The following is a 24,645-nucleotide window of genomic DNA, read 5'->3' on the forward strand; positions in this document are numbered from 1 at the left end:
TGAGCAAAGCAACGTGGGTGCCACCGCGAGCGGGGCGGATTCTCGGGCTGGAGGGCGAGGACCTCGCTCGCTCGGCGTCGGGGGGACGACAGCGCCCGCGTCACAGTGGGGCGTTTCGCTACGCTGGAGGCTCGGGCCGCCGGCGCTACGCTGAGGCCAGGCAGCCGGGGCGACGGCGGCCCTATCGACCGAGCTTGGCGATGACGAGGTGCTGGTGGCCGTCGTCTCCGACGCCGGGGAGCGGCCCCGCTCCCCAATCAGCGCCTGGTGTTCTCGTCCAGCCAGTAACGAGCGTCTCGCTGTCCGGCGAGACGGCGACGTCGTATGCGACGGCGTCCTTTCCCAGGAGGCGGTTCCAAACGAGCTCCGCGTCGGGGCTGAGCTTGGCGACGAAGCCGGAGCGTTCCTCCAGCGCGAGCGGGCCGTTGCCGAAGTCGATCTGCTTGCTCGCGTTTCCGACGACGACGACGTTGTCGAAGGGATCCAGCGCGACGCCGCTGGCCGTCTGATCATTCGTCCCGCCAAGCGTGCGCACCCATCCCGCTGCGCCGTTTGCCTCGAGCTGCACCACGAAGACGTCCATGTTGACCGACGTCATCGTGTGTGAACCTATCTGCAGTTCGCCGCGGTGATCTCCGGCCAACACAGGCCTTCCCGAGGAATCTACGGCAATACCTATCACGTCGACGCCTGCCGGGCTCGGCCCGATCGCGCGCATCGTCCTGATCCAGTCCGGTACCCCGGCCGGCGTCAGCTTCACGACGAAGCTGCCTCGATCGAGCGTGAACCTATCGAGCTCGGCGGCTCCAAGCGTCGAACCGGCCATGAAGATATTGTTCGAACGATCGGTCGCAATGGCCGCAGCGTATACTGACGCCCCTGATCTGCCGAGGCGGCGGGCCCAACAGCCCGGCGCGGTCGCGAGGCCTGTGGCACCGTCGAGCTTCGCCACGAAGATGTCCGAGTCACCGTCGGGCTCGATGGGCCCGCCGCCGAAGTCGATCGGGCCGCTGAAACTTCCCGCCACGATCACATCATCGTTGGCATCGATCGCGATGGCGCTGATCCCGCCGCTCTCCAGGCCCTTTCTCCAGGTGAGCTTGCCCGATGCATCGAGCTTCACGATGAATGGCCCCGCCGGAAGCGGCCCATCGCCGAAATCGATGCTGCTATCGCTGGTACCGCTCAGGATCGGGTTGCCCTTGAAGTCGACGGCGAGAGCCCATGGCTCGTCCGGGTAAAAGTCACCAAACTTCTTGGACCACAGGGGCTCTCCAGTAGGGCTCAGCTTGAGGAGCAGTATATCGGTGGTGCTGGCAGACGAGAGTGTATCGTCGCCGATCCTGATGGTGCCCAAGAACGCGCCGCTGACGAACACGTTGCCGTCGGCATCACCCGCGATGGCCATGAGGTGGACGTCTCCCGTCTGTTTGTACGCCGTCGTCCAGACGACGCACTCCAGGCCGTCACAGTTCTCATCGTCCGCCGCGTCGCAGCGCTCCACCGCCGGCAGGATCTCTCCCTCGCATACGCCCCAGGTCCCGTCGACGTTGCAGGTGCGCCTCCCTTCCCGGCACATCCCCTCGTTCCTGGTGACCTGCGGGCCACCGTAGCACGCTTCCGACGTGGAAGACGTGCATGGGGTGGGCTCACCTTCACCTCCCGCACCCCCAACCCCGCCGGCGTCCCCAGCTCCGCCAGCGCCCGTGCCGCCCGGCGACTGATCGGCAAACTCGTCGAGGCCGAGCAGTGCCGCGCACCCACCGGCGCACAGGGGCAGTGCGACGACACAATTTACGACGTACGCTCGTGTTCGCATGGGATGTTCTGCGCGCTCGCCATCTACCGACCGCGGGAGCGGCCACGCGGGCGCCAGAGCGGAGGCTATCACAGCGACAGAGCCGCCGGCGCCGCGTCCCCGGATCGAGCGCCACGGGGCGCGGCGCGCGCTCTCTCGCTAGCCTCGGACGCCTCGCGTCGGGGCGCCATAGCCGAGGACCGAGAGCCCGATCCGCGACGAGAGCCGGCGAATCGCCGCGCGAGGGAGGAAGCGGGAGAGCTGGGCCGTCGCCTTGCTCAGCGCGGTCGGGACCGCGACCACGTCGCCCCGATCCGCTGCCGCGATGCCGTAGGCCGCGCAGTCCTCGGCGGTGAGCTCGAACGGCATCTTCCTGCGCGGCACGCCGGGCGCGCCCGCGTCGAAGATCTCGGTGGTCACCGGCCCCGGGCACAGGGCGGTCACCGTGACGCCGGTCCCGTCGAGCTCGACGGCCAGGCTCTCGGACAGCGAGAGCACGAACGCCTTGGTGGCTCCATACACCGCATGTCCCGGGGTCGGCTGGAACGCGGCGAGCGACGCGACGTTGAGCACGCGCCCTCCGCCGCGGGCCACCAGGTCGGGGACGACCGCCGCGCAGAGCGCGACGACGCTCTCGCAGTTGAGCCGCACAAGCATCGCCTGCGCCGCGGGATCGCCGTCCAGAAAGGGCCCGAACCGCGTCGTTCCCGCGTTGTTGACGAGCCAGGCCGCGCCGCCCAGCTCGCGCGCCCGAGCCCGCACGCGGAGGGCAGCACCCTCGCTGGTGATATCGAGCTCCAGAGGGTGGATGGGCGCGTGCCCAGCGGCGCTCGCCCTTGCTGAGAGCTCCTCCAGACGGTGCGCCCGCCTGCCGATGGCGAGCACCGGCTGCCCGCGCGCCGCGAGCTGCCGCGCGATCTCCGCGCCGATGCCGGACGAGGCGCCTGTGACGATACCGAGGCCCGAGGTCGTGGTCATGGAGCGAGCCTTTTATGCTGCTTCGTCCAGGATCGCGAGCGGGCCGTGCCCCTGATCTGCGGGGGCCCTGGTCAGCCATCTTTCCGCGCGATCTTGCCGCAACGCAGCAAGATCGCGCGAGGGCCTCGGGCGCGTCATCGGCTCTGGGGAGCCGAAGGTCGCGCGTAGGTGTCGACCTCGTGCCGTTCCCGTCACCCGACCATCCGCTCCAGGCGTGTGCGGCCGATCGCCCGTGCAGTTTGCCAGCCGTCCCGCGCGCATGACAGCATCGGACCATGGGGCGGTAGGGGTGGTAGAGGACCGTCGCCTACATGCGGAGCGGGCTTTCGCAGCCTTCCTCTTGCAGATCACGTCGCGGAGCGGCTAGCCTGGAGCTCGTACTTCCGGAGCTCGGGTGCTGAGGACCCGCGAGCGATGCAAAGGACCCGCGAGCGAGCCATGCGCATTCGACGAGCTGCTCTAGTCGCCACGGCCCTGCTCGGGCTGCTGCCGGCGCCGGCGCGCGCACAATCGCAGCCATTCGGCCCGGTCACCATCTATGAGCCCACCATCGACACGCTGCCGGAGGTCGAGGGGACCGGCCTCTGCGCCGCATCGGCCCTGTCCGAGAACGTGGATATCGATTTCTATGTGCCCCTCGCCACCGACAACCCTGGCGAGCGTCTGGCTTATAACGACAAGGTCAATGCGTTCATCGAGCGCACGCGTGGCCAGGGCGCGGAGGCAGAGTATCACGAATACGTCGTTCGGACCGTCCTGGATCTAAGCAACAACAACAGCGACCTTGATGATGACCAGGACCCGGACCAAGAAGGCCCGTTGAGCTACGGCGACTTCACCGGACTGATGTCGACGACGTGCCAGGAGGGCGGGTGCGACTTCCCCTGGAACAGCCACGGCACCAGCCAGCCGTTCGGCTCCAGGCTCCGCGGGTTCTTGCTCGTCCCCGAGGAGATCGTGGGTCGACCCGTTCATATCGGTTTCTACGCCGACGATGCGATAAGCCTCACCTTCTGGGACAAGCTCAACGGCGTGAAGCCCGTCATGGTCCGTCCGGCGCGGCTCGGCCTTCCGACATGGCGCCTCACGAACACCGTCATCTTCGAGAAGCCAGGCCTGTACCCGCTCGAGATCCTCTACGTCGAAATCGCCGAGCACGCGGCGCTCGAGATGTCCTACTTCGTCGGCGAGTTCGAGGACTTCGAGCTCGGCGCGCGGGTAGAGGGCAGCGAGAGCCTCAAGGCGGCTGGCTATTCCCTCTTCCAGCCCGCGCAGTTCTTCCAGACGCTGAGCGGGTCGCCGTCGTTCCCCGATCTCGACCAGTGCCAGCAGTGCAATCGCCAGTTCGCCGGCCAGGCCGGGACCAACGGCTGTCCTGGAAGCTACTATTGCAATGAGGCGGCCCTGTGCGCCCCGTGTGACACCGCACAATTCTGCGGCGAATCCTGCTCGGCCTGCACGGGCGACACGCTGTTCTGCATCAACCTGGAGGGCAGGTCTCAGTGCGCCGAGTGCCGCACCAGCGCCGACTGCCGCGACGGCTTCAGCTGCGACCCCGAGACGCACGAGTGCGAGGAGGAGAACGAGTGCGAGATCGACCCGGACTGCCCGCGCGGCAAGATCTGCGTCGAAAACACGTGCGTCGTATGCGACACGGCCGACCGCTGCGCCGGCAACTCGTGCAACTGCTGTCCCAACGGCATCAACGGCACGCAGATGGACTGCGCGGCCGTCGAGCCGGGCGGCATCGAGATGTGCGTCGAGTGCCTCACCGACGAGCAGTGCCCCGACGGCAAGGTGTGCCACGTGCCCACGGGCCACTGCATGGACAGGCCGCTCCCGACGAACGCGCTGCCCAACTGCTGCGGTGAGGGCTGCGTCGACTGCATGCACCCCGAGGACCCGAGCGACCCGCAGTCGCCCCCGGTGCCGTTCTGCCTCCCCGGGCCCGTCGGGACGGCGTGCGCCGCGTGCCGCAACGACATGGATTGCGCCGAGGGGCAGTACTGCCTGAGCGGTGAGTGCAAGGAATGCGTCAAGGATAGGCGCTGCGGGCCGCGCTGCGACAGCTGCGGCGGCGACACGCCGTTCTGCCTCGGCCAGTTCTCCGAGCTCGCGGCGTGCGTGCGCTGCACGTCGGACGAGCAGTGCGCCGGCACGACCTGCAACCGCGAGACCCACGAGTGCGACCCGCCGGGGTGCATGGCGACCTGCGGCGAGGACACCCCGTACTGCGACGGCGAGAAGTGCGTCGAGTGCTACGCCGACACGCAGTGTCCGTGCGGCAACACGTGCGACCTCGCGACGAACACCTGCGACATCTCCTGCAAGACGAACCTCGACTGCCTCGGCAACGAGCACTGCCGCTGGACCGACGAGGCGGACGCCAAGGAGTGCGCGCTCGGCCCGATGCCCGACAACGTCGCGTGCGGCGGCACCCTCGCCGAGATCTGCAGCGTCTCGGTCGTCGGCCAGAAGGGCGCCGATCCGCGGGCCGCCGGGCTCGTCGCCCTCGCGGCGCTGGCCCTGATCGAGCGAAAGCGCCGCCGGCGCAGCGGAGGTGCCTCGTGAGAACGCGTCCACTCCTCGCCCCGCTCCTCGCGCTGTCCGCGCTCCTCGCCGGGCGCCCCGCGCTCGCCGAGGAGGGGCGCTTCGATGCCCAGGTCTTCCGCCCGGCAGCGGCGCCGCGCGATCTCGTGATGGTCCAGAAGTCCGAGGTCATCGGCAACCTCTCGCCGACCGTCGGCCTCTACAGCGACATCGCGGCCGACCCGCTCGTGCTGCTCGTCGCGGGCGACGACACGAGGCAGGCCGTCGACGCCATCTCCGGGCGGCTCGAGCTCGCCTTGCTCGCGGGCATCGGCTTCTTCGACGTGTTCGACGTCACGATGGCCATGCCGCTCGTCCTCTTCCAGGAGGGCGGCAACCTCCGCCGCTTTGGCACCGAGGGGTCGGTCAAGAGCTCCTCCGTCGGCGATCTCCGCCTGTCCACGAAGATCTCGCTCCCGTACCTGAACCGGAAGGAGCAGGTCAAGGAGGGGTTCGGGATGGCCATCGCGGGCAACCTCAACTTCCCCACGGGCGACCAGAACGCGTTCACCAGCGACGGCGCGCTGAGCGGCGGCGCGACGCTCATCGGCGACTACCGGTTCAACTTCGGGCTGCTCCTCGCCGCGAACGCTGGCATCTGGCTGCGGCCCGACAACCAGTTCGCGGGCGTGCGCGTCGGCGACATGGCGCAGTTCGGCGTGGCGGCCGAGCAGTACGTCGTTCAGAGCTGGGGCCTGTCGGTCATCGGCGAGGTGTACGGCTACCCCTCGCTCACGAGCTACCCCGACGACCCGGGGCAGATCCCCGCGGAGGCGCTCCTCGGGCTGCGCTGGCAGACCAAGCACGGCATCACGATCACCTTCGGCGGGAGCTTCGGCGCGGCGTGCGGCTTCGGCGCGCCCTCGATCCGCTTCTTCAACGTCATCACGTGGCAGCCGAAGACCTCGCAGGAGCAGGAGGAGATCAACCGCCTGCAGCAGCGCGACAACGACGATCCGGATCGCGACGGCCTCATCGGCGCCGCGGACCGCTGCCCCGACGTGCCCGGGAGCCCCGAGAACTTCGGCTGCCCGGACCTCGACACCGACGGCGACGGCATCTTCGATCGCGACGACAAGTGCCCCGACAAGCCCGCCGGTCCGCACGGGAAGGACGGCTGTCCGCTCGCCTTCATCCGGGGCGACGAGATCGTGATCACCGAGCAGGTCCACTTCGCGACCGACAAGGACATCATCCTCGAGGACTCGAACTCGACGCTCGAAGCGGTCGCGCAGGTGCTGATCGACAACCCCGACATCCGCGAGGTGCGGATCGAGGGCCACACCGACGTGCGCGCGACCGATCTGTACAACATGGCGCTGTCCCAGCGCCGCGTGGCGAGCGTCATGGCGTACCTGATCGCGAAGGGCGTCGATGCCGCGCGGCTCCAGGCGGTCGGCTACGGGCACACGCAGCCGATCTACGACGACACCGGCTGCCAGGGGCACGACGACCAGCTGTCGCCCGATTGCCAGTTCATGACGTCGAAGAACCGGCGCGTCGTCTTCCGCATCCTGCGCTACGGCGCCGCGGGGGCGAAGCCGCTCACCGGCGCGCCCGAGGGGGGCGAGCAGCTCCTGCCGTCCGGTGGCGTGCTGCCGCAGAAGACCCAGGGCACGCTGCCCAGTCAGGGCACGCTGCCGGGGCAGGGGGTCCTCAAGTCGAACGTGCTGCCGAGCGGCGGATCCTCTCTCCCGCCCGCGGGCGGGGCGCCCGGCGGCGCGGCACCCCTGCCGAACCGCGGCAACGCGGGCGGCCTCCCGAGCAACACGGGCGTGCTGCCGCGATCCGGTACGCCCGCGCCCGCGCCGCCGGCACCGGCGCCGTCCTCGTCGAGCCAGCCGCCTGCTCCCGGAGGCGGGGGGACTCGCTAGGAGGGCGTCGATCCTCGGGCCTGCGGAGATGGATGGATGGGGGCTCGATGGCGATCGAGCGCGCATGCGAGAAGCGCAGGCGTAACTCGAGGCTGCCGAGCTCCGAGCGCCGAGCGCCTCAGGGGAGGAGAGGTCAAACGGACGTCAGCGTCACAGCGGTAGGAGCCGCGCGACGCTGACGTCTTCTGCTGCGCTTACTTCTTCGGCGCGGGCTTCACGGGCGCCGATGACGTGGCGGGCTTGGCCGACGACGACGGGGGGAGCGACGACGGCGGGGCAGAGGAGGCCGGCTTGGCCGACGACAGCGGGGTGGGCGACGCGGGCTTCGCCCCCGGCTTGCCTGGCTTGGCCGAGGTCGCAGGAGCGGGCGAGTCCTCGTACGGCTCGTCGGCTGCAGCCGGAGGAGCAGCAGGCTGGTCCGCCGGCGGCGCCTCCGGCTCGGCAGGCGCCGCCGAGTCGGCGGGCGGCGTCGTCGGGTGCAACGTCAACGGCTTCGCCTCTCCCTCGGTGCGGCGGACCCAGATCACCGCCGTCCCGCTCGCGACGCTGGCATAGCGGCCGTCCTCGGTGCGGATCTCCTCGTTGACCGCCTCGATGACCGCGTCGCCGCCGACGCCGCACGCGGCCTTGCGGAGCGACTCGAGGCGCTCCGCCTCCGTGCGGGCCGTCGGATCGCTCGCGATCGGCTGAAGGCGATGGTACTCGCGATCGGGCAGCTGGCCCGCCGGAATGACGTGCATGTCGCTGCAGAACTCGCCGGAAGGCGTGCGTTTGTCTCGGAACTGAGTGCTGCAACCGGCGATCAACGCGGCACCCAGGGCCGCCGAGAGGAGGAGGCGCTGCATGTTGCCTTCTTACCAGCGATGCGACGCGCGATGCAAACCCCGTGCATCATGGACGCAGCCGACGTGCACCAGGGACGCCTGCCGACCCGGCGGCACGCCGCCTCTCGCAGGGTGCTTGCGGGTGGATCGGCTCCTTATGCCGTGCCCGTCACCGGGCCGCCACACCCGCTGCCACCGCCCCATCCACCGCCCCATCCAGTGTTCCGATCTCGTGAACGCCTGGATATGCTCCGCGGCCGATGCGCCCGATCGAGCGATCCGCTCCTCTCGGCTTCCTCACCTTCCTCGGCGCGGCGCTCGCCGCCGCGTGCAGCGCGCCTCAGGCGGCGCCGCACGCCCCTTCGCACAGCGCCGCCCCTGCCGAGGAGAGCGCCTCGAGCGCCGCAGCGTGCCTCGCGGCCGCCAGCGCACCGCGGCAGGCCCGCCCCGACGAGCCGCCGCGGATCGGCGTGAAGCACATCCTCGTCCGCTACGCCGGCGCCGATCGCGCCGAGGGCACGACGCGCACACGCGAGGAGGCGTGCCTGCGCGCGATGGAGGCGCGCGACAAGATCCGCGGCGGCGCCGAATTCGGCGAGGCGGTGGCGCAGTACAGCGAGGAGGCCGGCGCGGCGTCGCGCGGCGGCTCGCTCGGCACCGTGGAGCGCGCCGACGTCCTGCCGCCCTTCGCCGATGCGGCGTTCGAGCTCGATATCCAGCAGCTCAGCGACGTCGTGGAGACCCGCTATGGCTTCCACGTGATCTTCAGGACGGAATAGCCCTCCTGCCGAGAGCGAGCCTCCCGCCGGAGACCTCTCTGCCTGCCCGCGCGCGGCCTCTCCTCGCAGGCCACATCACGGCGCCTCGCGGGCCGCGCGCGCAAGGGTTGCGTTCTCGGCGGAGGCGCAGCATGAAGCACCCATGCGCGCTCACAAGCTCCTCGCCGCCTTCGCCGTGATGATCGCCTCGCCAGCGCTGCTGATCGCGGCATGTAAATCCAGCGACGAGCCGGAGGAGGTCGTCCCGGCGCCAGGCGCCGTCACGGCGCCGACCGCGACGGCGCCGCCGCCCGCGGCGACCGGGACGGTGCCGGCCGCGACGCCGACCCCGGCCGCGCCTCCAGCGACCACGACGGCCGCCCCGACCCCAGCCGCCCCGGCGACCCCGAAGCCGGACGCGGGCGCGCCGGCGGACGCCGGCGCGCCGAAGGACGGCGGCACCGGCACCCCGGCCGACGCGGGGGCGCTCTCGACCAAGCTCGCGGCGTGCGCTGCGAAGTGCCAGTCGATCCTCCAGACCTGCCTGACGCCGAAGTTCCCCGCGGACGGCGGCCTGCCCGCGCTCGCCGATCCGGCGGCGTGCCAGGGCTCGTTCGACTCCTGCCGCACCGCCTGCGCGCCGTAGCTCCCGCCCCCCTCGGCGAGGCCGGCTCCAGCGCCGCCGAGCCTACTTCTTCTGGGCGCCGGTCGGCAGCGTGATCCGGAAGAGCGCGCCGCCGGCCGCGCCGGTCGTCACCGTGATGTCGCCGCTCATCGCCTCGACGAGGTGCTTCGCGATGGACAGGCCGAGCCCGGTGCCGCCCGACGCGCGAGAGCGGCCCGGATCCACCCGGTAGAACCGATCGAAGACGCGGGCCTGGTGCGCCGCAGGGATGCCCGGACCGTCGTCCTCGACCTCCAGGACGACGCGCCCGTTCGCGGCCCGCGCGCGCACCACCACGTGCGAGCCGTTCGGCGTGTGATGGATCGCGTTGTCGACGAGGTTGGTCAAGATCTGGTCCAGCGCGCGCGGATCCGCCGCGACGAGCGTGCCCGGCGCCACGTCGATCTTCACGTCGGTGTCCCTCTCCATGGCGCGCCCGCGCAGGAGCGCCACCGCCGCCTCGGCCTGCACCGAGAGGTCGAGCGTGCCCGGCGAGAGCGGCCGCTCGCCGCCCTCGATGCGCGACAGATCGAGCAGATCGTCCACGAGCCGGTGCAGCCGGGTCGCGTTCCGCTCGATCACCTCGACGAAATCGCGCGCCGCCTCCGGGTCGTCGAGCGCGCCGCCGAGCAGCGTCTCGCTGCTCGCGCGGATCGACGCGACCGGCGTGCGCAGCTCGTGCGACGCGTTGGCGATGAAGTTGCGCTGCAGGCCCTCGATGCGCCGCAGCTCGGTCACGTCGAAGAAGACGGCGACGACCCCCGCCGCCCCGCGGCTCTGCGCCGGCAGCGCGAGCGGCGCGGCGTTCACGAGCAGGATCCTGCGCCCCGGAGGCCCGGCCACGCCTGGCGCCGCGGGCGAGATCTCGATCTCGCGCGTCGCCGCCGCGCGCGCGAGCGCGACCTCCTCGAGCAGCTCGTGCAGGCTCGACGAGCGCAGCACCTCGAGCGGCGGGCGGCCGACCGGGTCCCTGCGGATGCCGAGCAGCTGCGAGAGCGCCGGGTTGACCAGCGTGATGTCGCCCTTCTCGTCCGTGACGAGCACGCCCTCGCGCATCGACTCGAGCACCGCGCCGAAGCGCTCTCCCTCGCCCCCGAGCTCGCGCCGCGACACCTCCAGGCTCTCGGCGAGGTCGTCCAGCGCGCCGCCCAGCGTGGCGATCTCGTCGTGCCCCTGCATGCGCGCGCGCCGGCCCAGGTCGGCCCGCATCTCCCGCGCGACGCCCGTCAGGTAGACGAGCCGCCCGGAGAGGGCGCGCGCCCCGGCGAGCGCCGCGGCGACGGCGAGCGCGAGGGCCAGGAGGGTGCCCTCCACCACGCGCGTGCGGGCGGCGGACAGGCTGCGGTCGATTGCGACCGGCTCGAACGCGACCCGCACCACCCACGGCCCGTCCGGGCGATCGAGCCGCTGCGCGGCGTAGAGCATCCGCATCCGCGTCGTCTTGCTCACGCGCTCGCTGCGCCCCGTGCCCTGGTGCCGCGCGTCGGCGACCTCGTCGCGCGTCGCGTGCGTGTCGAGCTGGCCGAGCCCCTCCGGCGCGACCGACGAGTCGCCCCGCACCGCGCCCTGCGGATCGATGAACGTGACGCGCGCTCCGGCGATCTTCGACAGCGCCGTCGCGAGGGCGGGCGCCTCGGCCGCGAGGTCTCCTGACCTCGCGGCGACCTCGGTGACGAGCGCCGTCCGCGTCGCCAGGTCGTCCTCGGTCTGCGCCGAGAGCTGCGCCCCGAGCGTCTTCAGGACATAGCCGTCGAACACCAACGCCGCGAGGATCGCGATCCCCACCGCGAACGCGATGAGCTTGCTTCGTATACCCATGTCACCAGCGTGCCGGGCTCACGCCGCGCGCGACGTGGGCGAAGATCCTTACGTTACCTGGTTTTGTCCGTTCCATGACGACTCGTTGACGTGATGCGGGGAGACGGGTAAACGCCCGGCCCCATGGGATTGACCCGTGACGCAGTCTTCTTCGACGCGCTGGCCAACCATGCGCGAAAGAGCGTCGCAGCGAGCGAGCTCCTCCTGGAGATGCTCGACCGGCTCGACGACGCCCCGGCCCTGGTGCAGCGGATCTCCGACCTCGAGGACGAGGCCGACAAGATCACCCACGAGTGCCTGGCCGCCCTCCACCAGACGTGGATCACGCCGCTCGATCGTGAGGAGATCCACGCGCTCATCACCCGCCTCGACGACGTGCTCGACTGCATCGAGGCGGCGAGCGTGAGGCTCGTGCTCTTCGAGATCACCAGCGCCCTGCCGGACGCGCGGCTGCTCGCGCAGGATGTCGTCGACGCGTGCACCGTCATGAGCTCCGCCATCCAGTCGCTCAGGGACCTGAAGAAACAGCCGAACCTCCTCGAGCTCTGCGTCGAGATCAACAAGATCGAGAACGCGGCGGATGCGCACTACCGCAACGGGTTGGCGGCGCTCTTCAAGAAGGGGAACGACCCGCTCCTCGTGATGAAGTGGCGTGACATCTATGACCTCCTGGAGCACGCGACCGACCGCTGCGAGGACGTCGCGAACATCATCGAGGGCATCGTGCTCGAGCACGCATGACGACCTACATCCTCGCCATCCTCATCATCGCGCTGGTGTTTGATTACATCAACGGCTTTCACGACGCCGCGAACTCGATCGCCACGGTCGTCTCGACGCGCGTCCTGTCGCCGCGCACCGCGGTGCTCTGGGCAGCCGCCTTCAACTTCATCGCGTTCGCGCTGTTCGAGCCCACGGTGGCGCGGAACATCGCGAAGGGCGTCGAGCCGGGGTTCATCACGCCGAACGTCATCCTGGGCGGCCTGCTCGGCGCGATCATCTGGAACCTGCTCACGTGGTGGTGGGGGCTGCCGTCGTCGTCGTCGCACGCGCTCATGGGCGCGTTCGCCGGGGCCGCGGTGAAGAGCGCGGGGCGGCTGTCGGTGCTCGACGCGACGGTCTTCGGCAAGACGGCGGCGTTCATCCTTGTGTCGCCCTTGCTCGGCGCGGTCATCGGGTTCTCGCTCATGCACGCCATCCGGTGGCTCGCGCGGGGCTGGACGCCCGGGAAGGTGAGCTCCCGGTTCCGGCGGCTGCAGCTGCTCTCCGCGGCCGCCTACTCGCTCGGGCACGGCGGCAACGACGCCCAGAAGACGATGGGCATCATCACGGCGCTCCTCATCTCCGCGGGACTCCAGGAGGGCGGCAAGGATCCGGAGCCGATGCTCTGGGTCGTGCTCGTCTGCCACGCGGCGATGGGCCTCGGCACGCTCTCCGGCGGCTGGCGCATCGTGAAGACCATGGGGATGAAGATCACGAAGCTGAAGCCGGTGGGCGGCTTCGCGGCCGAGACGGCCGGCGCGGCGACGCTGTTCAGCGCCACGGCGCTCGGCATCCCCGTGAGCACGACCCACACGATCACGGGCGCGATCGTCGGCGTCGGCGCCACGAGCGGGCGCCTCTCCGCGGTCCGCTGGGGCGTCGCCGGGCGCATCGTCTGGGCCTGGATCTTCACGATCCCCGCCTCGGCCGCCCTCGCCGCGGTCGCCTACACCATCGCGAGCGTCATCAGCGGCCAGCCCTGACCGGGCAGGCGAGCGCGGCGCCGCGCCGCGCGGCGTGACGCCATGCAGGCGAGCAAGCGCCTCGCTCGCGCGCCAGGCGGCGGCGCTCGCGCGGCCCGCCCTGGGACTTACCAAGCGCGCCGCCGATCTCCATAACGCGACCATGCGGGCGCTCGTGACGGGGGCGACGGTGGCGCCGGGAGGGGCGGTCGCGCGGGCCTTGCTCGCCCGCGGGCACCGCGTGCGGGCGTTCTCCGCCAGGCCTGGCGATCCGAGCGCGGCGCGGCTCATCGAGCTCGGCGTCGAGGTCGTCCAGGGCAGCGCCGACGAGCCCCGCTCGATCGCGCGCGCGGCGGCCGGCGTCGACGCGGTCTTCGCCATGGGCTCGCCGATCGAGGGCGGGCTCGCGGCCGTCGAGGCGGAGCTGCGGCTCGGCCTCGCCGCCGCCGAGGGCGCGAGCGCCGCGGGCGGCGCGCACCTCGTCTACACCTCGGTCGCGAGCGCCGACCGGGGCACGGGCGTCCCCCATTTCGAGAGCAAGGCGACCGTCGAGCGGCACATCACCGCGCTCGGCGTCCCTTGCACGATCCTCGCCCCGGTGTGCCTGATGGAGAACCTGCTCACGCCCGCGGCGCTCCTCGGCCTCCGGCGCGGCGTGTACGCCGCCCCGCTCCCGGCGGGCTGCCCGCTACAGCAGATCGCGGCCGACGACGTGGGGCGCTTCGCGGCGCTCGTGCTCGAGCGCCGGCGCGACTTCCTCGGGCACCGGATCGAGCTCGCGTCCGACGAGCTCACCGGCGCCGAGGCCGTCTCGGCGCTGTCCCGCGTGGCCGGCCGCGAGATCCGCTACGCCGAGGTGCCGCTCGCCGAGGTGCGCGCGCGCAGCGAGGACCTCGCGGCCATGTTCCGCTGGCTCACGCGCGGCGGTCACGGCGTGGACCTCGGGGCGCTCCACGCCGCCTACCCGGAGGTCGGGTGGCGGCGCTTCGAGGACTGGGCGCGCGAGCACCTCGCGGGCACGCTGACCCGAGCGGTCGCGTGAGCCTGCGAGGGCGCCGCGTCGATCCGGCGCGTGGTCCACCCGGCCCGCGCGCGGAGCTCATCCGACGTGCTACGGAGCGCGGCTCGGTCGGGCCGCCCCGAGGCTGATGAAGTGGTCGAGGATCCAGGTCTTGAAGCGGCTCAGGTCGAGCCGGTCGAGCAGCGGCAGGAACGCCCGCTCCACGCCGTCCTCGCGGCGCACGGAGGCGAAGTCGAGCACGCCGACGTCGTTCGCGGCGAGCACGTACGGCATCACCTCGGTGCGCCCCTCGTCGAAGGCCGCGAGCAGCAGCGACCCCTTGAGGAAGGCGGCCGAGACGTCGAGGAAGGCGGGGCGGATCCCGCGGATGTACCGGCTGAACGGCTCCGCGATCACGCGCTTGTCCGGCGAGTCGCGGAGCCCCGCGCCCTCGAGCTGCATCTTCAGGTAGTCGCTCGCCGACATGCCGGGGTGCTCCTTGCGGCGGCGCTCGGCCTCGTAGCCCTCGGCGACGATCACGAGCGCGTAGTCGGCGCGCTTGAGGCCGTCGGCGAGCTCGCTCAGCACGTCCTGCGGGAAGCGGAAGAAGGGGAGCACGATGAGGTGCGCCCGGGCAGCGACCGCGCAGTGCAGCGCGTGCCGCCCGCTGCGATTGCCCATCATCTCGAGGATGTAGATGCGCTTGTGCGTATAAGCGTCCTCGTAGAGCCCGCGCGCGATGGTCGCGCCCGTCTCCACGCCGGACAGGAAGCCGATCGCGCGATCGCCCTCCAGATCGTTGTCGATGGAGACGTTCACGAAGCCGGCCTGCGGGCGCACCTCGAACTCGTCGAGCCACGCCTTGATGCCCTCGAACGTGCCGTTGCCGCCGACGCAGATGAGGTGCGTGAACCCCTGCGCCTTGAAGGTCGCGGCGGCCTGCTTGCGCTTCTCGCGATCGAGGAAGCCGGAGTAGCGCTCGCTGCGGAAATCGCTGCCCGCGTCGAGCACACGCCGCCCCATCGAGCGCGCAGGGATGCCCTGCGCGAGCAGATCGTAGCGCTGGCGGCGGCTCATGATGAGGCGCTCGAACTGGGGCTGGGCGCGCGCGTCCGCGGTCAGGGAGCGGAAGCCCTCGGTCGCGGCCCACACCTCGTAGCCTCGCCGCGCCGCCTCCTCGGTCAGCGCGACGGCGACCGAGGAGTAGCCAGGGGCGTTGCCGCCGTCGAAGACGAGCAGCAGGCGCTTGTCCGATGCCGGGAGGGTGTCGGGACGTCCGAACTCGACGATGCTGGTCATGGCGCCGGCCTTCTACCACGCGACGACGAGGTTGGCTGAGCGATTGTCACACGTTCGCACTCGTTGTTTGACGACGCCCGGCGTTGGACGACAGCGCCGCGCGGCGTCGAGCGAGCGCGCCGCGCCGCGTGGCGCTCCGCGCGGCGTCGAGCGAGCGCGTGGCGTCGAGGGCGCGCCGTTCACCCCGTGTTGCGCATGCCGGCGGCGATGCCGTTCAGCGTGAGCAGGAGCGAGCGATCGCGCCCCGAGTCGCCGCCGCGGCTCGCCCGCAGGAGCTCGACTTGCAGGAATGAAAGGGGGTCGACGTAAGGATTGCGCAGCGAGATGGACCGCTGGAGCGTCGGGTTGCCCTCGAGCAGCCGCCGGTTGCCCGTGAGCCGCTTGAGCCACGACCGCGTCCGCTTGTATTCCGCGATGATCCGCGGCGCGACCGCCTTGCGCGCGGCGGCCGGCGCGAGCTCCGCGTAGCCCGCGAAGATCGTCATGTCGGCCTTCGCGAGCACCATCTCGACGTTGTCGATGACCGCCCGGAAGAACGGCCACGACGCCATCATCTCCTTCAGCAGCTCCGCGCCCTCGGGGCGCTGGCCCATCGCCTCCAGGCCGCTGCCGACGCCGTACCACCCCGGGAGGATGGCCCGGTTCTGCGTCCACGCGAAGACCCACGGGATCGCGCGCAGCGACTCCAGGCCGCCCGCGCGCCGCTTGCTCGGGCGCGAGCCGAGCGGCAGGCGCGCGATCTCGTCGATCGGGGTCACGGCCGTGAAGAACTCCACGAACTTGGGCTCCTCCCAGACGAGCGCGCGGTAGGCGCGCCGGCCCGTCTCGGCGAGCTCGTCGAACGCAGCGGCGTAGCGCAGCTCGGACGCGGTGGGCGGCCGCGGCTGCGCGCCCAGGGTGTGCAGGAGCACGCCGCTCAGCATGATCTCCAGCGTGCGCATCGCGAGCTCGGGGCGCGCGTACTTGTGGTCGAGCGCCTCTCCCTGCTCGGTCGCCTTGTAGCGGCCGCCGACGCTGCCGGCCGGCAGGGCGAGCAGCGCCTGGTGCGCCGGTCCGCCGCCGCGCGCCACCGACTCGCCGCGGCCGTGGAAGACGCGGAGCGGCAGCTCCGCCTCCGCGGCGATCTTCGGCAGCGTCTCCTGCACGCGCCGGAGCGCCGCGCTCGCCGCGAGCAGGCCGACCTCCTTGCCGGAGTCGCTGTAGCCGATCATCACCTCCTGCACGCCGCGGGCGAGGACGTGCGGCCGGTACTCCGGGTGCGCGAGCAGCGCGCGCAGGATCCTCGCGCTGTCGTTCAGCGCGCCGAGCGACTCGAACAGCGGGACGACGTCGATCCGCGCGCACGAGCGCGCCTCGTCCCACAGCCCTGCGGCCTTCGCGCTCGCGAGCGCGGCGAGCACGTCGTGCTCGCTCTGGGTCATCGACAGGATGAGCGTGCGGCAGGACGACTCTCCGCCGTCGCGCTGCGCCGCGGCGATGCGCTGGAGCGCCTCGAACACGCGGCGCCCCTCGGGCGTCATCTGCGCCGGCTCGACGCGGCCCTCCGCGAGGCTCTGCGCCGCGGCGCGCGCGTCCTCGGCCGGCGCGCGCATCTCGAGCTCCGCGAGCGCGAAGCCGAGCGCGCGCACCTGCGAGAGCAGCGCCCGAGCGCGCCGCTCGCCCGAGCTCGCGCAGCGCGCGGCGCGCAGGCTGTCCGCGACGACCGCGAGGTCGCGCTCGAGCTCCGCGGGCTCGCGGTAGGGGACCGCCAGCGTCGGCTCCTCCGGGCGCACGAAGGCGCGCCCCTCGCGCGTGGGGCCCTGCCCGGAGCGCGCGCGCGCCTCGGCGCGGCCGTGCTCCGCGTGCTCGAGCGTGGCGGTGAGGCGCGCCTCGATGAAGTGCAGCTTGCGGCGCCACGGCTCGCCCTCGGTGCGCGGGCCGAAGTGCGCGGCCACCTCGGGCATCGCGGCGGCGTCCTCCTCGATCGAGGCGAGCAGCCAGGGCGGCGGCGTGACGTGCCGGACCGACTGCGACAGCGCGCCGCCGAGGTCGCGCGCCGCCCGGATGAGCCGGCGCAGCCCGCGGGTCCGGTAGGCGAACAGCGCGTCCTCGAGCACGGCGGGCACGACGAACGGGTTGCCATCCATGTCGGCGCCGACCCACGAGTGGATCCGGAGCGGCACGATCTCGGCGTCCAGCGGCTCGCCGTACGCGGCCTCGAACGCGCGCCCGATCGCCGCGGGCAGGTCGGGGAGCAGATCCCAGAGGATCTCCTCGATGTACCAGGCGACGTTCTTCACCTCATCGCCGACGGTGGGGCGATCGCGGCGCACCTCGTCGGTCTGCCAGAGCGCGGTGATCTCCTCGCGGATCTGGGCGAGCTTACTCGCCGACTCGTCGGGCGTCAGCTTGCAGCGATCGCGCTCCTCGAGGTTCCTCGCGATGCGGTAGAGCTTCTCGAGGACGGTGCGCCGCGCCGCCTCGGTCGGGTGCGCGGTGAAGGTGAGCGTGACGTCGAGCGTCCTGAGCGCGGCGCGCACGCGCTCCGCGGGGACGCCGGCCTTCTTGAGCGTGTGCATCGCGGCCTCGAGCGAGCCGCGCTGCGGCCGCGCTCCGGGATCCGTCGCGTACGCGCGCGCGCGGCGGATGCGGTGGTGCTGCTCCGCGAGGTTGACGAGCCGGAAGTAGACGGTGAACGCCCGGATGACGGGCTCGAGGCGATCGTGGGGCAGCTCCGCGAGCAGCTTGCTGAGCTCCGCGGCCGCGTGCGCGCGCCCGTCGCTGGGGCCGCGGCGCCGGCGGATGGCGAGCGTGCGGATGCGCTCTTCGATGGCGAAGAGCTCTTCTCCCTCCTGCTCGATCAACACTTCCCCGAGCAGGCGTCCAAGCAGGCGAACTTCTTTGCGAAGAGGTCGATCGACCTCACGGCGGCGCGGCGGCATGGCGGCCAGCGTAGCGCGATGCGGCGTAAAACGGACCACCGAGTGTGGCCTGGGCGGACGGTCGGTGGCGCCGGGGGTGTGGCGGCGCCGGGGCAGGTGGCGCGCCTCGGGGCCTGGGCGGGTGGCGCGCCTCGGGGCCTGGGCGGGTGGGCGGTGGTGCGAGCACGGTCCGTGCATCGCCCGTTCATCCGCGCCCTTTCGAAGCCTCGTCGAGCTCGTGTACCCTCGGGCGGATGGCCGATGACGTGTTCGGGATCGTCGGCACGACCCAGGGGGCGTTCAAGGTAGAGCGGGTCGTCGCCGAAGGTGGGTTCGGCGTCGTCTATCGGGCGTACCACGAGGCGTTTCGAGCGCCGGTCGCGCTGAAGTGCCTCAAGGTCCCGGCGACGCTGCCCGAGCAGCTGCGCGTGCAGTTTCTTGAAAAATTTCGTGAGGAAGCGGAACTTTTGTTCCGGCTATCGGCCGCGATCCCTGCCGTCGTCAGGCCGCTGCACCACGACGTGATCTCGGCCGCGACCGGCGCCTTCGTGCCGTTCATCGCGCTGGAGTGGCTCGAGGGCCGCACGCTCGCGAGCCACATCGCCTCCCGCGCGGCGATGGGAGCGCCGCAGCTCGCGCCGGGGGAGGTGATCCGGCTGCTCGCGCCGGTCGCGCGCGCGCTCGAGGCGGCGCACCATTTCCCCGGGCCGAGCGGCCCCACGTGCGTGGTCCACCGCGATCTCAAGCCGGCGAACATCTTCCTCGCCCAGATCCATGGCGCGGAGGTCGTCAAGATCCTCGACTTCGGCATCGCCCGCGCCCGCGACGCCGCGACGGTCATGGCCGGCCAGACCGCCACCACGTCGGGCGGCCTCTCGACGGCGTTCACGCCCGCCTACGGGGCGCCCGAGCAGTGGGCGCCGAAGCGCTTCGGCAAGACGGGCCCCTGGACCGACGTCTGGGGGCTCGCCGTGACCGTCGTCGAGGCGCTCGCCGGCCGCGAGATCATCGGCGGGGATCACGTGGCGATGATGGGCACGGTGCTCGACGAGAAGCGCCGCCCCACGCCGAGGAGCGAGGGCATCTTCGTGCCCGACGCGCTGGAGGCCGCCTTCCGGCGGGCGCTGGCCGTGGATCCGCGCGAGCGCTTCCGGGACATCGGTGCGTTCTGGGACGACGTCGAGCAGGCGCTCGGGCTGCCGCGGAGCGCTCCGCCGATCGCGGTGCCCAGCCGGAGCCACGCGCCGGCCGCCGCCCGCGTCCGCTCCTCGGTGTTGCCCGCATCGCCCTCGCCGCCGGGATCGACGCGGTCGCAGGATCTCCTCCAGGGCACCGCCCTCGCGGCGCAGGCGGCGTTCGCGGAGGCGACGGCCCGGGAGCTCCACCTGCCGGAGCGCGGCGGCGGCCGCTTGCAGCCGCACAGCCTCCCCACCGAGCCGGTCGTGCCGCTCGCGCTCGACTGGTCTCCTCCCGCGCCCGCGCCCTTCGCGCGGCCGTCCTATTCGCCGTCGCGGCTGCCGCCCCCGATGATGGATCGCGCGCCCGCGCGCCCCAGCCTGAGCACCGGGGAGCTCATGGCGATGTTCGCGTTGCCGGTGCGGCTCGCCGGCGCGGGCGTCGTCATCACCCTCGTCGATCTCGCGGCCGCCTCGCTGCTCTTCGGCGGCCAGCGCATCGGCGTGGGCCCCATCGGCGGCGTGGGCCCGATCGGGCTCTTCCACGTCGCGGTGGGCCTCGTGGTCCTGGGCATCGGGATCGCGGTGTTCCGGCTGTTCTCGTCGGACCGCTAGCGCAGCCCATGCCCGCAAAGCCGCAGGACCTGGGCGACACGCGATGGGACGACGTCCGCGTCTTCCTCGCCGTCCATCGGCACGGGAGCCTGGGCCAGGCGGGCGCGCGCCTCGGCCTCGACACGTCCACCGTCAGCCGCCGCTTGACGGCGCTCGAGGCGTCGCTCGGCGCGCGCCTCTTCGACCGCACCCGCGACGGCCTCGTCCCCACGCGCGTCGCCGAGCTCGTCCTGCCCGCCGCCGAGGCGATGGAGGCCGCGCACCGGCGCCTCGCGCGCGACGCCTCGGGCGCCGAGGCCGACGCCGAGGGCGTCGTGCGCCTCAGCGTCGCGCCGGGCTTCGCCGACTCGTTCGTGGTCCGGAGGCTCCCGCGCCTCCGCGCCCTCCACCCCAAGATCCGCGTCGAGCTCGACGCGTCCGTCCGCGTGCTCGATCTCACCCGGCACGAGGCGGACCTCGCCCTCCGCTCGATCCGGCCGGAGGGCGCCGACCTCGTCGTGACGAAGCTCGCGTCGGCCCGCTGGGTCGCCGCCGCCTCGGAGCAGCTCGTGGAGCACGCCGGCCCCGTCGAGGCGTGGGACGCCGTGCCGTGGATCGCCTGGGATCGCGACCTCACCAGCTTCCCGGCGGCGCGCTGGCTCGCGCGCCACGCCCCCGGGGCGGAGATCGCCCTGCGCACGAGCTTCTTCGTCTCGCAGCTCACCGCCGCGGAGATCGGGCTCGGCGCCCTGCTGGTCCCCGAGCCGTACCTGGAGGTGCATGCCCTCGCGCCGCTGAGGTTCGCGAGCGCGCTCGAGCCGAGCGCGGCGGAGTGGCCCACGGACGATCTCTGGCTCGTCGGCCACCGCGCCCTGCGCGACGTCCCCCGCGTCGCTGCGGTGTGGAGCTTCCTGATCGACGAGCTCAGGTCGCTGTGAGCTCTGTCACTCCTCGCGCTGCACGCCCGTCGATCCGTAGCCGCCCGCGCCGCGCGCCGTCGGCGCGAGCGCGGGGACCAGGACCACGTCCGCGAGGGCGACCGGGCAGATCACGAGCTGGGCGATCCGATCGCCGCGGTGCACCGTGAACGGCGCTGCGCCGAGGTTGATCAGGACGACCTTGATCTCCCCGCGGTAGTCCGGATCGATCGTCCCGGGGCTGTTCAGCACGGTGACGCCGTGGTGCAGCGCGAGCCCCGAGCGCGGCCGCACCTGCCCCTCGTGACCGTCGGGGAGGGCGACCGCGTAGCCCGTGGGCACGAGCTTCCGCTCCCCGGGCGCGAGCGTCACCGGCGCCTCGATGGCCGCGCAGAGATCGAGCCCGACGGCTCCCTCGGACTGGTAGGCGGGGGGAGGGACCTCGATCGGCCCCACGCGGAGGAAAGGCACCTGGATGCGCACGCGGCGGAGCCTAGCCGGTCACGGGCGCGGCAGCACCGCCTCGAGCGCCGAGCCCCGGAGCGCCTCGAGCGCCGAGTCCGACCACGCCCGCGCCCGATCCGAGAACCCGGCCTCCACCGCGCGCCGGAGCAGATCGAGCGCCCCCTCGAGGTTCCCGTCCTTGGCGCTCGCGCGCGCCGCGCCGTACGCGTCCTCGCCGAGGCCCACGCGGCGGAAGATCGCCTCGTAGAGCCGCGCCGACCAGTCGAACGCGCCGCGCTCGAACGCGATCTCCGCCATCCTCCGCGCGTCGTCCTCCGAGAGCTGCTCCACGATGTCCAGCGCCACGGCCGCGGCCCGCGCCGCCTCGCCCTGCTCCACGAGCACCCGGATCAGCGGGCCCGCGACCTCCTTCCGGTCGTCGCCGGCCTCCCGGGCCGCCTCGAGCACCTTCCGCGCCTGCTTCAGCTCCCCGAGCGCGAGGTGAATCGCGCCGACCAGCGCCGGGTCGGGCTCGCCCTGCTTGCGCGCCTGCGCGAGCGCTTCCCCCGCGCGCTTCGCGTCGCCGAGGAGCAGGTGCGACCAGCCGATGAGCTCGTGCGCCTCCCGGAGCGCGCGCTTCGGCGGCGCCGGCGACTGCGCGAGCACCTCCGCCGAGAGCGCCATCGCCTCGCCCGTCCGCTCGTCCTCCACGGCCCGGCGCGACCGCTGGAGCAGGACGGCCGTCTCGGGCGGCATCGACTCCTCCTGGAACTCCGCTCGCCGGCGGTTCACGGAGGGCGACGGCGCCGCCGGCTCGCTGCGGAACCGCTGCAGGCTCTGGAACGCGGACATGACGAGGATGAACGAGAAGAAGAAGAACCCCGCCCTCAGGAAGAAGATGGCGAGGATCACGGCGGCGATGCCCGAGATGGCCGCCGTCAGCCGGGCTCGCCGAGGGCCGAGCGCGTGCTCGAGGACGTGGCCGCCGTCGAACGGGAGCACGGGGATCAGGTTGAGGACGCCCCACCACACGTTGACCTTGATGAGCATCTCCATCCCGTTCAGCACCAGCGTCGGGAGGGCGTAGAGCGCCGGCACATAGCTGAGCACGAGGTGGAGGACCCCGGCGACGAGGAAGCCGGCGAAGGGGCCTGCCAGGCTGATCAGCACGTGCTGGAGCCGCCCGAGGGGCAGGAGCGAGCGCCATGTCGTGGTCCCGCCCATGAAGTGGAGCGTGATCTCCGGCTCGATCCGGTGCCGCTTGATGGCGAGCGCGTGGCCGAACTCGTGCATCAGGACCGACAGGAAGACCACGAGGATCCAGACGAGGAACAGCTGGTACTGCTGACTGGCCAGGATTCCGTACCCGAGCAAGGCGGCGGAGAGCCAGAACCCGAGCTGGACGTCGACCGAGACTCCAAACAGACGGAAGCTCATGCGCATGTAATAAGCCGTGCGGGCCGTTCGCTCAATGATTGCCGTGCGGACGCGGCCGGCCGTAGAGTGCGCGCCGCGCACGCGGCCGCGCGGACGCGGCGCCGGGAGCGAGCATGGGCAGGGAGATCCGGGTCAGGAGATGGGCGCTCGCCGGGGTTGCCGCGGCGGGCATGGCGTGCGGCGCCGCACCGGCGCCCGCGCCATCCCCCGGGGCCGTGCCGACGCCCGCGCCGTCGTCGGAGGCCTCCGCGCCGGCCGCCGCCCGCCCGCCCGAGGCCTCCGCGCCGGTCGAGGCCGCTGCCGCGCCGCTGGCCGCCGCGCCCCCCGAGTTTGCGGTTCCGCCCAACACGGCGGTCCTCCACGTCGGCGACTCGTTCGCGGTGGCGGGCTTCGCGCAGGCGCTCCGCCCGAGGATGCAGGAGCACCGCGTGCGCTACGCGGTGAAGGCAGAGACCAGCTCGTACACGGTGACGTGGGCTTCCAGGATGGAGCTCCTGGTCGCGAACTACCAGCCGGACCTCGTGATCATCAGCCTGGGCGCCAACGAGGTGGAGAACGTCAACCCGCCGGCCCACGCCGGCGCGATCCGCCGCATCGTCAAGGCGATCGGCGGTCGTCCGTGCGTGTGGGTGTCGCCGCCGCTCTGGCGCAAGGACACCGGCATCATCGACGTGATCCGGACGAACTCGGCCCCGTGCCGCTTCTTCGACTCCGACGCGCTGGTGCCGGGCCCCCTCCCGCGCCAGAAGGACAAGATCCACCCGAACGAGGTCGGCGGCGCGCGCTGGGCCGAGGCCTTCTGGAGCTGGCTCACGGCGGAGCACCTCCCGGCCGGCGGGGACCAAGGCGGGGCGGCGCTGGCGCGCGGCCCCTGGGCGCTCCGGCCGTCTCCGCCGGAGGAGCACCGCTCCCGGGCGGAGGCCCCGGAGAGCGCGGCCAAGCCGGGCGAACAGGTGTCGGAGCGGCGGTCGGAGTGATCCGAGCTGAACGGCCGACGGGGGAATTCCTCCGCCCTGCCGGAATCATGGAACCGCCAAGGCGCCCAAAGACGCCCAAAAACATCACCTTCGGCCAAGTACCCCCACCGGTCGATGCCCTACGCCGCCGACGTCGCGACGCCCGCGCCGCGGTGGACCAGCCCAGGATCGTGGCCGAGCGCCCCTGCGATCGCCGCCCTCACGTCCCGCATCAGCCGGTTGCGGCCCCCGGCGCCGTAGGGCGCCGGATCGATCGGCGGCATGATCGTGACCACCACCCGGTGGTGCTCCTGCACCACGAAATCCTTGGCCCGGAGCACGTGCCGTGTGCCGTCGATCGCCACCGGGAGGATGGGCGTGTTGGTCTCGATCGCCATCCGGAAGCCGCCGCTCTTGAACGGGAGGAGCGCGCCGGTCTTGCTCCGCGTCCCCTCCGGCGCGATCCAGACCCGGGTCCCGTCCTGCAGCATGGACGCGCCCACCTGCAGGCTCGCGCTGGCCTGGACGTGATCGCTCCGGTTGATCCGGATGAACCCCGCCGCCTTCATCGCCTGGCCGAAGATCGGCACGTTGAACAGCTCCTTCTTGGCGATCATCCGGAGCCGCCCGGGGATCGCGCGGAACACCACCGGGATGTCGAAGAGGCTCTGGTGGTTCGACATCACGACGAACGGCCGCGCGCCCGAGGCGTGCTCGCGCCCGCGCACCACCAGATCCACGTCCGCGTCCTCGAGCACCTTGCGCGCCCACCAGTCCAGCCGCTCATCGCAGCGCTCGAGGGTCACACGCCCGATCATCGCGTCCACCACGGTCGGAAAGCAGATCCGGGCAGTGTCGAAGATTCCCATGAACGTCGTCTGAAGGCTCATCGCTCT

Annotated in this window: 18 protein-coding genes and 1 pseudogene; 10 read left to right on the forward strand and 9 right to left on the reverse strand. The window is 72.1% G+C overall.

What is annotated here, in order from left to right; all coding sequences use genetic code 11:
- Nucleotides 1-181 precede the first annotated feature (181 nt).
- Together WMF12_RS18175 and WMF12_RS18180 are read right to left on the reverse strand one after the other, a co-directional pair.
- On the reverse strand, nucleotides 182-1,579 hold the full coding sequence (locus WMF12_RS18175; protein ID WP_437872822.1) for an SBBP repeat-containing protein: 1,398 nt from the start codon (nucleotides 1,577-1,579) through the stop codon (nucleotides 182-184).
- Between the two features lie 378 nt (nucleotides 1,580-1,957).
- A complete protein-coding gene (locus tag WMF12_RS18180) occupies nucleotides 1,958-2,776 on the reverse strand; it encodes an SDR family NAD(P)-dependent oxidoreductase (RefSeq protein ID WP_437872823.1) in 819 nt (272 codons plus the stop codon).
- A 438-nt stretch (nucleotides 2,777-3,214) separates the two neighbouring features.
- On the opposite strand from WMF12_RS18180, the gene traA reads away from it, so the two are divergent.
- Together traA and WMF12_RS18190 are read left to right on the forward strand one after the other, a co-directional pair.
- Nucleotides 3,215-5,347, forward strand: coding sequence for an outer membrane exchange protein TraA family protein (gene traA, locus WMF12_RS18185; RefSeq protein ID WP_437872824.1), 2,133 nt, complete (start codon nucleotides 3,215-3,217; stop codon nucleotides 5,345-5,347).
- Nucleotides 5,344-7,239: an OmpA family protein gene (locus WMF12_RS18190; RefSeq protein ID WP_437872825.1), complete on the forward strand. Its 1,896-nt coding sequence runs from the start codon at nucleotides 5,344-5,346 to the stop codon at nucleotides 7,237-7,239. Before traA ends, WMF12_RS18190 begins: the two co-directional genes overlap by 4 nt.
- A gap of 194 nt (nucleotides 7,240-7,433) precedes the next feature.
- On the opposite strand, the gene WMF12_RS18195 is transcribed toward WMF12_RS18190, so the two are convergent.
- Complete coding sequence (locus tag WMF12_RS18195; RefSeq protein WP_437872826.1) at nucleotides 7,434-8,084, reverse strand: hypothetical protein; 651 nt, start codon at nucleotides 8,082-8,084, stop codon at nucleotides 7,434-7,436.
- A gap of 239 nt (nucleotides 8,085-8,323) precedes the next feature.
- On the opposite strand from WMF12_RS18195, the gene WMF12_RS18200 reads away from it, so the two are divergent.
- Together WMF12_RS18200 and WMF12_RS18205 are read left to right on the forward strand one after the other, a co-directional pair.
- The gene (locus WMF12_RS18200) at nucleotides 8,324-8,842 is read left to right on the forward strand and encodes a peptidylprolyl isomerase (RefSeq protein ID WP_437872827.1); all 519 of its coding nucleotides are present in this window, start codon (nucleotides 8,324-8,326) and stop codon (nucleotides 8,840-8,842) included.
- 142 nt (nucleotides 8,843-8,984) lie between these two features.
- Nucleotides 8,985-9,467 (forward strand): hypothetical protein, encoded by a 483-nt coding sequence (locus WMF12_RS18205; protein ID WP_437872828.1) that lies wholly within the window; start codon nucleotides 8,985-8,987, stop codon nucleotides 9,465-9,467.
- Between the two features lie 42 nt (nucleotides 9,468-9,509).
- Here WMF12_RS18205 and WMF12_RS18210 read toward each other — a convergent pair whose 3' ends face one another.
- Complete coding sequence (locus tag WMF12_RS18210) at nucleotides 9,510-11,303, reverse strand: ATP-binding protein (RefSeq protein WP_437872829.1); 1,794 nt, start codon at nucleotides 11,301-11,303, stop codon at nucleotides 9,510-9,512.
- Between the two features lie 123 nt (nucleotides 11,304-11,426).
- Between WMF12_RS18210 and WMF12_RS18215 the strand changes: the two genes are divergently transcribed.
- The 3 genes from WMF12_RS18215 to WMF12_RS18225 all read left to right on the forward strand — a co-directional run bounded on the left by WMF12_RS18215 (nucleotide 11,427) and on the right by WMF12_RS18225 (nucleotide 14,069).
- Nucleotides 11,427-12,044: a DUF47 domain-containing protein gene (locus tag WMF12_RS18215; RefSeq protein ID WP_437872830.1), complete on the forward strand. Its 618-nt coding sequence runs from the start codon at nucleotides 11,427-11,429 to the stop codon at nucleotides 12,042-12,044.
- Complete coding sequence (locus tag WMF12_RS18220) at nucleotides 12,041-13,048, forward strand: anion permease (protein ID WP_437872832.1); 1,008 nt, start codon at nucleotides 12,041-12,043, stop codon at nucleotides 13,046-13,048. Before WMF12_RS18215 ends, WMF12_RS18220 begins: the two co-directional genes overlap by 4 nt.
- 142 nt (nucleotides 13,049-13,190) lie before the next feature.
- The gene (locus WMF12_RS18225) at nucleotides 13,191-14,069 is read left to right on the forward strand and encodes an NmrA/HSCARG family protein (RefSeq protein ID WP_437872833.1); all 879 of its coding nucleotides are present in this window, start codon (nucleotides 13,191-13,193) and stop codon (nucleotides 14,067-14,069) included.
- Nucleotides 14,070-14,138: 69 nt separating this feature from the next.
- Here the strand turns inward: WMF12_RS18225 and WMF12_RS18230 are convergent, their stop codons facing one another.
- Together WMF12_RS18230 and WMF12_RS18235 are read right to left on the reverse strand one after the other, a co-directional pair.
- Nucleotides 14,139-15,326 carry a 6-phosphofructokinase gene (locus WMF12_RS18230; protein WP_437746920.1) on the reverse strand — a complete coding sequence of 396 codons (1,188 nt, stop codon included), beginning with the start codon at nucleotides 15,324-15,326 and terminating at the stop codon, nucleotides 14,139-14,141.
- A gap of 179 nt (nucleotides 15,327-15,505) precedes the next feature.
- Nucleotides 15,506-18,247 (reverse strand): phosphoenolpyruvate carboxylase, encoded by a 2,742-nt coding sequence (locus WMF12_RS18235; protein WP_437746921.1) that lies wholly within the window; start codon nucleotides 18,245-18,247, stop codon nucleotides 15,506-15,508.
- 233 nt (nucleotides 18,248-18,480) lie between these two features.
- Between WMF12_RS18235 and WMF12_RS18240 the strand changes: the two are divergent.
- Nucleotides 18,481-19,362 (forward strand): annotated as a pseudogene (locus WMF12_RS18240) (serine/threonine-protein kinase); the annotation flags it as partial.
- A 662-nt stretch (nucleotides 19,363-20,024) separates the two neighbouring features.
- Nucleotides 20,025-20,933, forward strand: coding sequence for a LysR family transcriptional regulator (locus tag WMF12_RS18245; protein WP_437746922.1), 909 nt, complete (start codon nucleotides 20,025-20,027; stop codon nucleotides 20,931-20,933).
- Between the two features lie 6 nt (nucleotides 20,934-20,939).
- On the opposite strand, the gene dut is transcribed toward WMF12_RS18245, so the two are convergent.
- Together dut and WMF12_RS18255 are read right to left on the reverse strand one after the other, a co-directional pair.
- The gene (dut, locus tag WMF12_RS18250; protein WP_437746923.1) at nucleotides 20,940-21,395 is read right to left on the reverse strand and encodes a dUTP diphosphatase; all 456 of its coding nucleotides are present in this window, start codon (nucleotides 21,393-21,395) and stop codon (nucleotides 20,940-20,942) included.
- Between the two features lie 18 nt (nucleotides 21,396-21,413).
- Nucleotides 21,414-22,793: a M50 family metallopeptidase gene (locus WMF12_RS18255; protein ID WP_437872834.1), complete on the reverse strand. Its 1,380-nt coding sequence runs from the start codon at nucleotides 22,791-22,793 to the stop codon at nucleotides 21,414-21,416.
- A gap of 113 nt (nucleotides 22,794-22,906) precedes the next feature.
- Here WMF12_RS18255 and WMF12_RS18260 point away from each other — a divergent pair, with 113 nt between their 5' ends.
- Complete coding sequence (locus WMF12_RS18260) at nucleotides 22,907-23,770, forward strand: SGNH/GDSL hydrolase family protein (RefSeq protein WP_437872835.1); 864 nt, start codon at nucleotides 22,907-22,909, stop codon at nucleotides 23,768-23,770.
- Nucleotides 23,771-23,889: 119 nt separating this feature from the next.
- On the opposite strand, the gene WMF12_RS18265 is transcribed toward WMF12_RS18260, so the two are convergent.
- Nucleotides 23,890-24,639 carry a lysophospholipid acyltransferase family protein gene (locus WMF12_RS18265; RefSeq protein WP_437746926.1) on the reverse strand — a complete coding sequence of 250 codons (750 nt, stop codon included), beginning with the start codon at nucleotides 24,637-24,639 and terminating at the stop codon, nucleotides 23,890-23,892.
- Nucleotides 24,640-24,645: the final 6 nt, after the last annotated feature.

It is taken from the genome of Sorangium sp. So ce363 (assembly GCF_051520435.1).
GTDB classification, from domain to species: Bacteria; Myxococcota_A; Polyangia; order Polyangiales; family Polyangiaceae; genus Sorangium; species Sorangium cellulosum_B.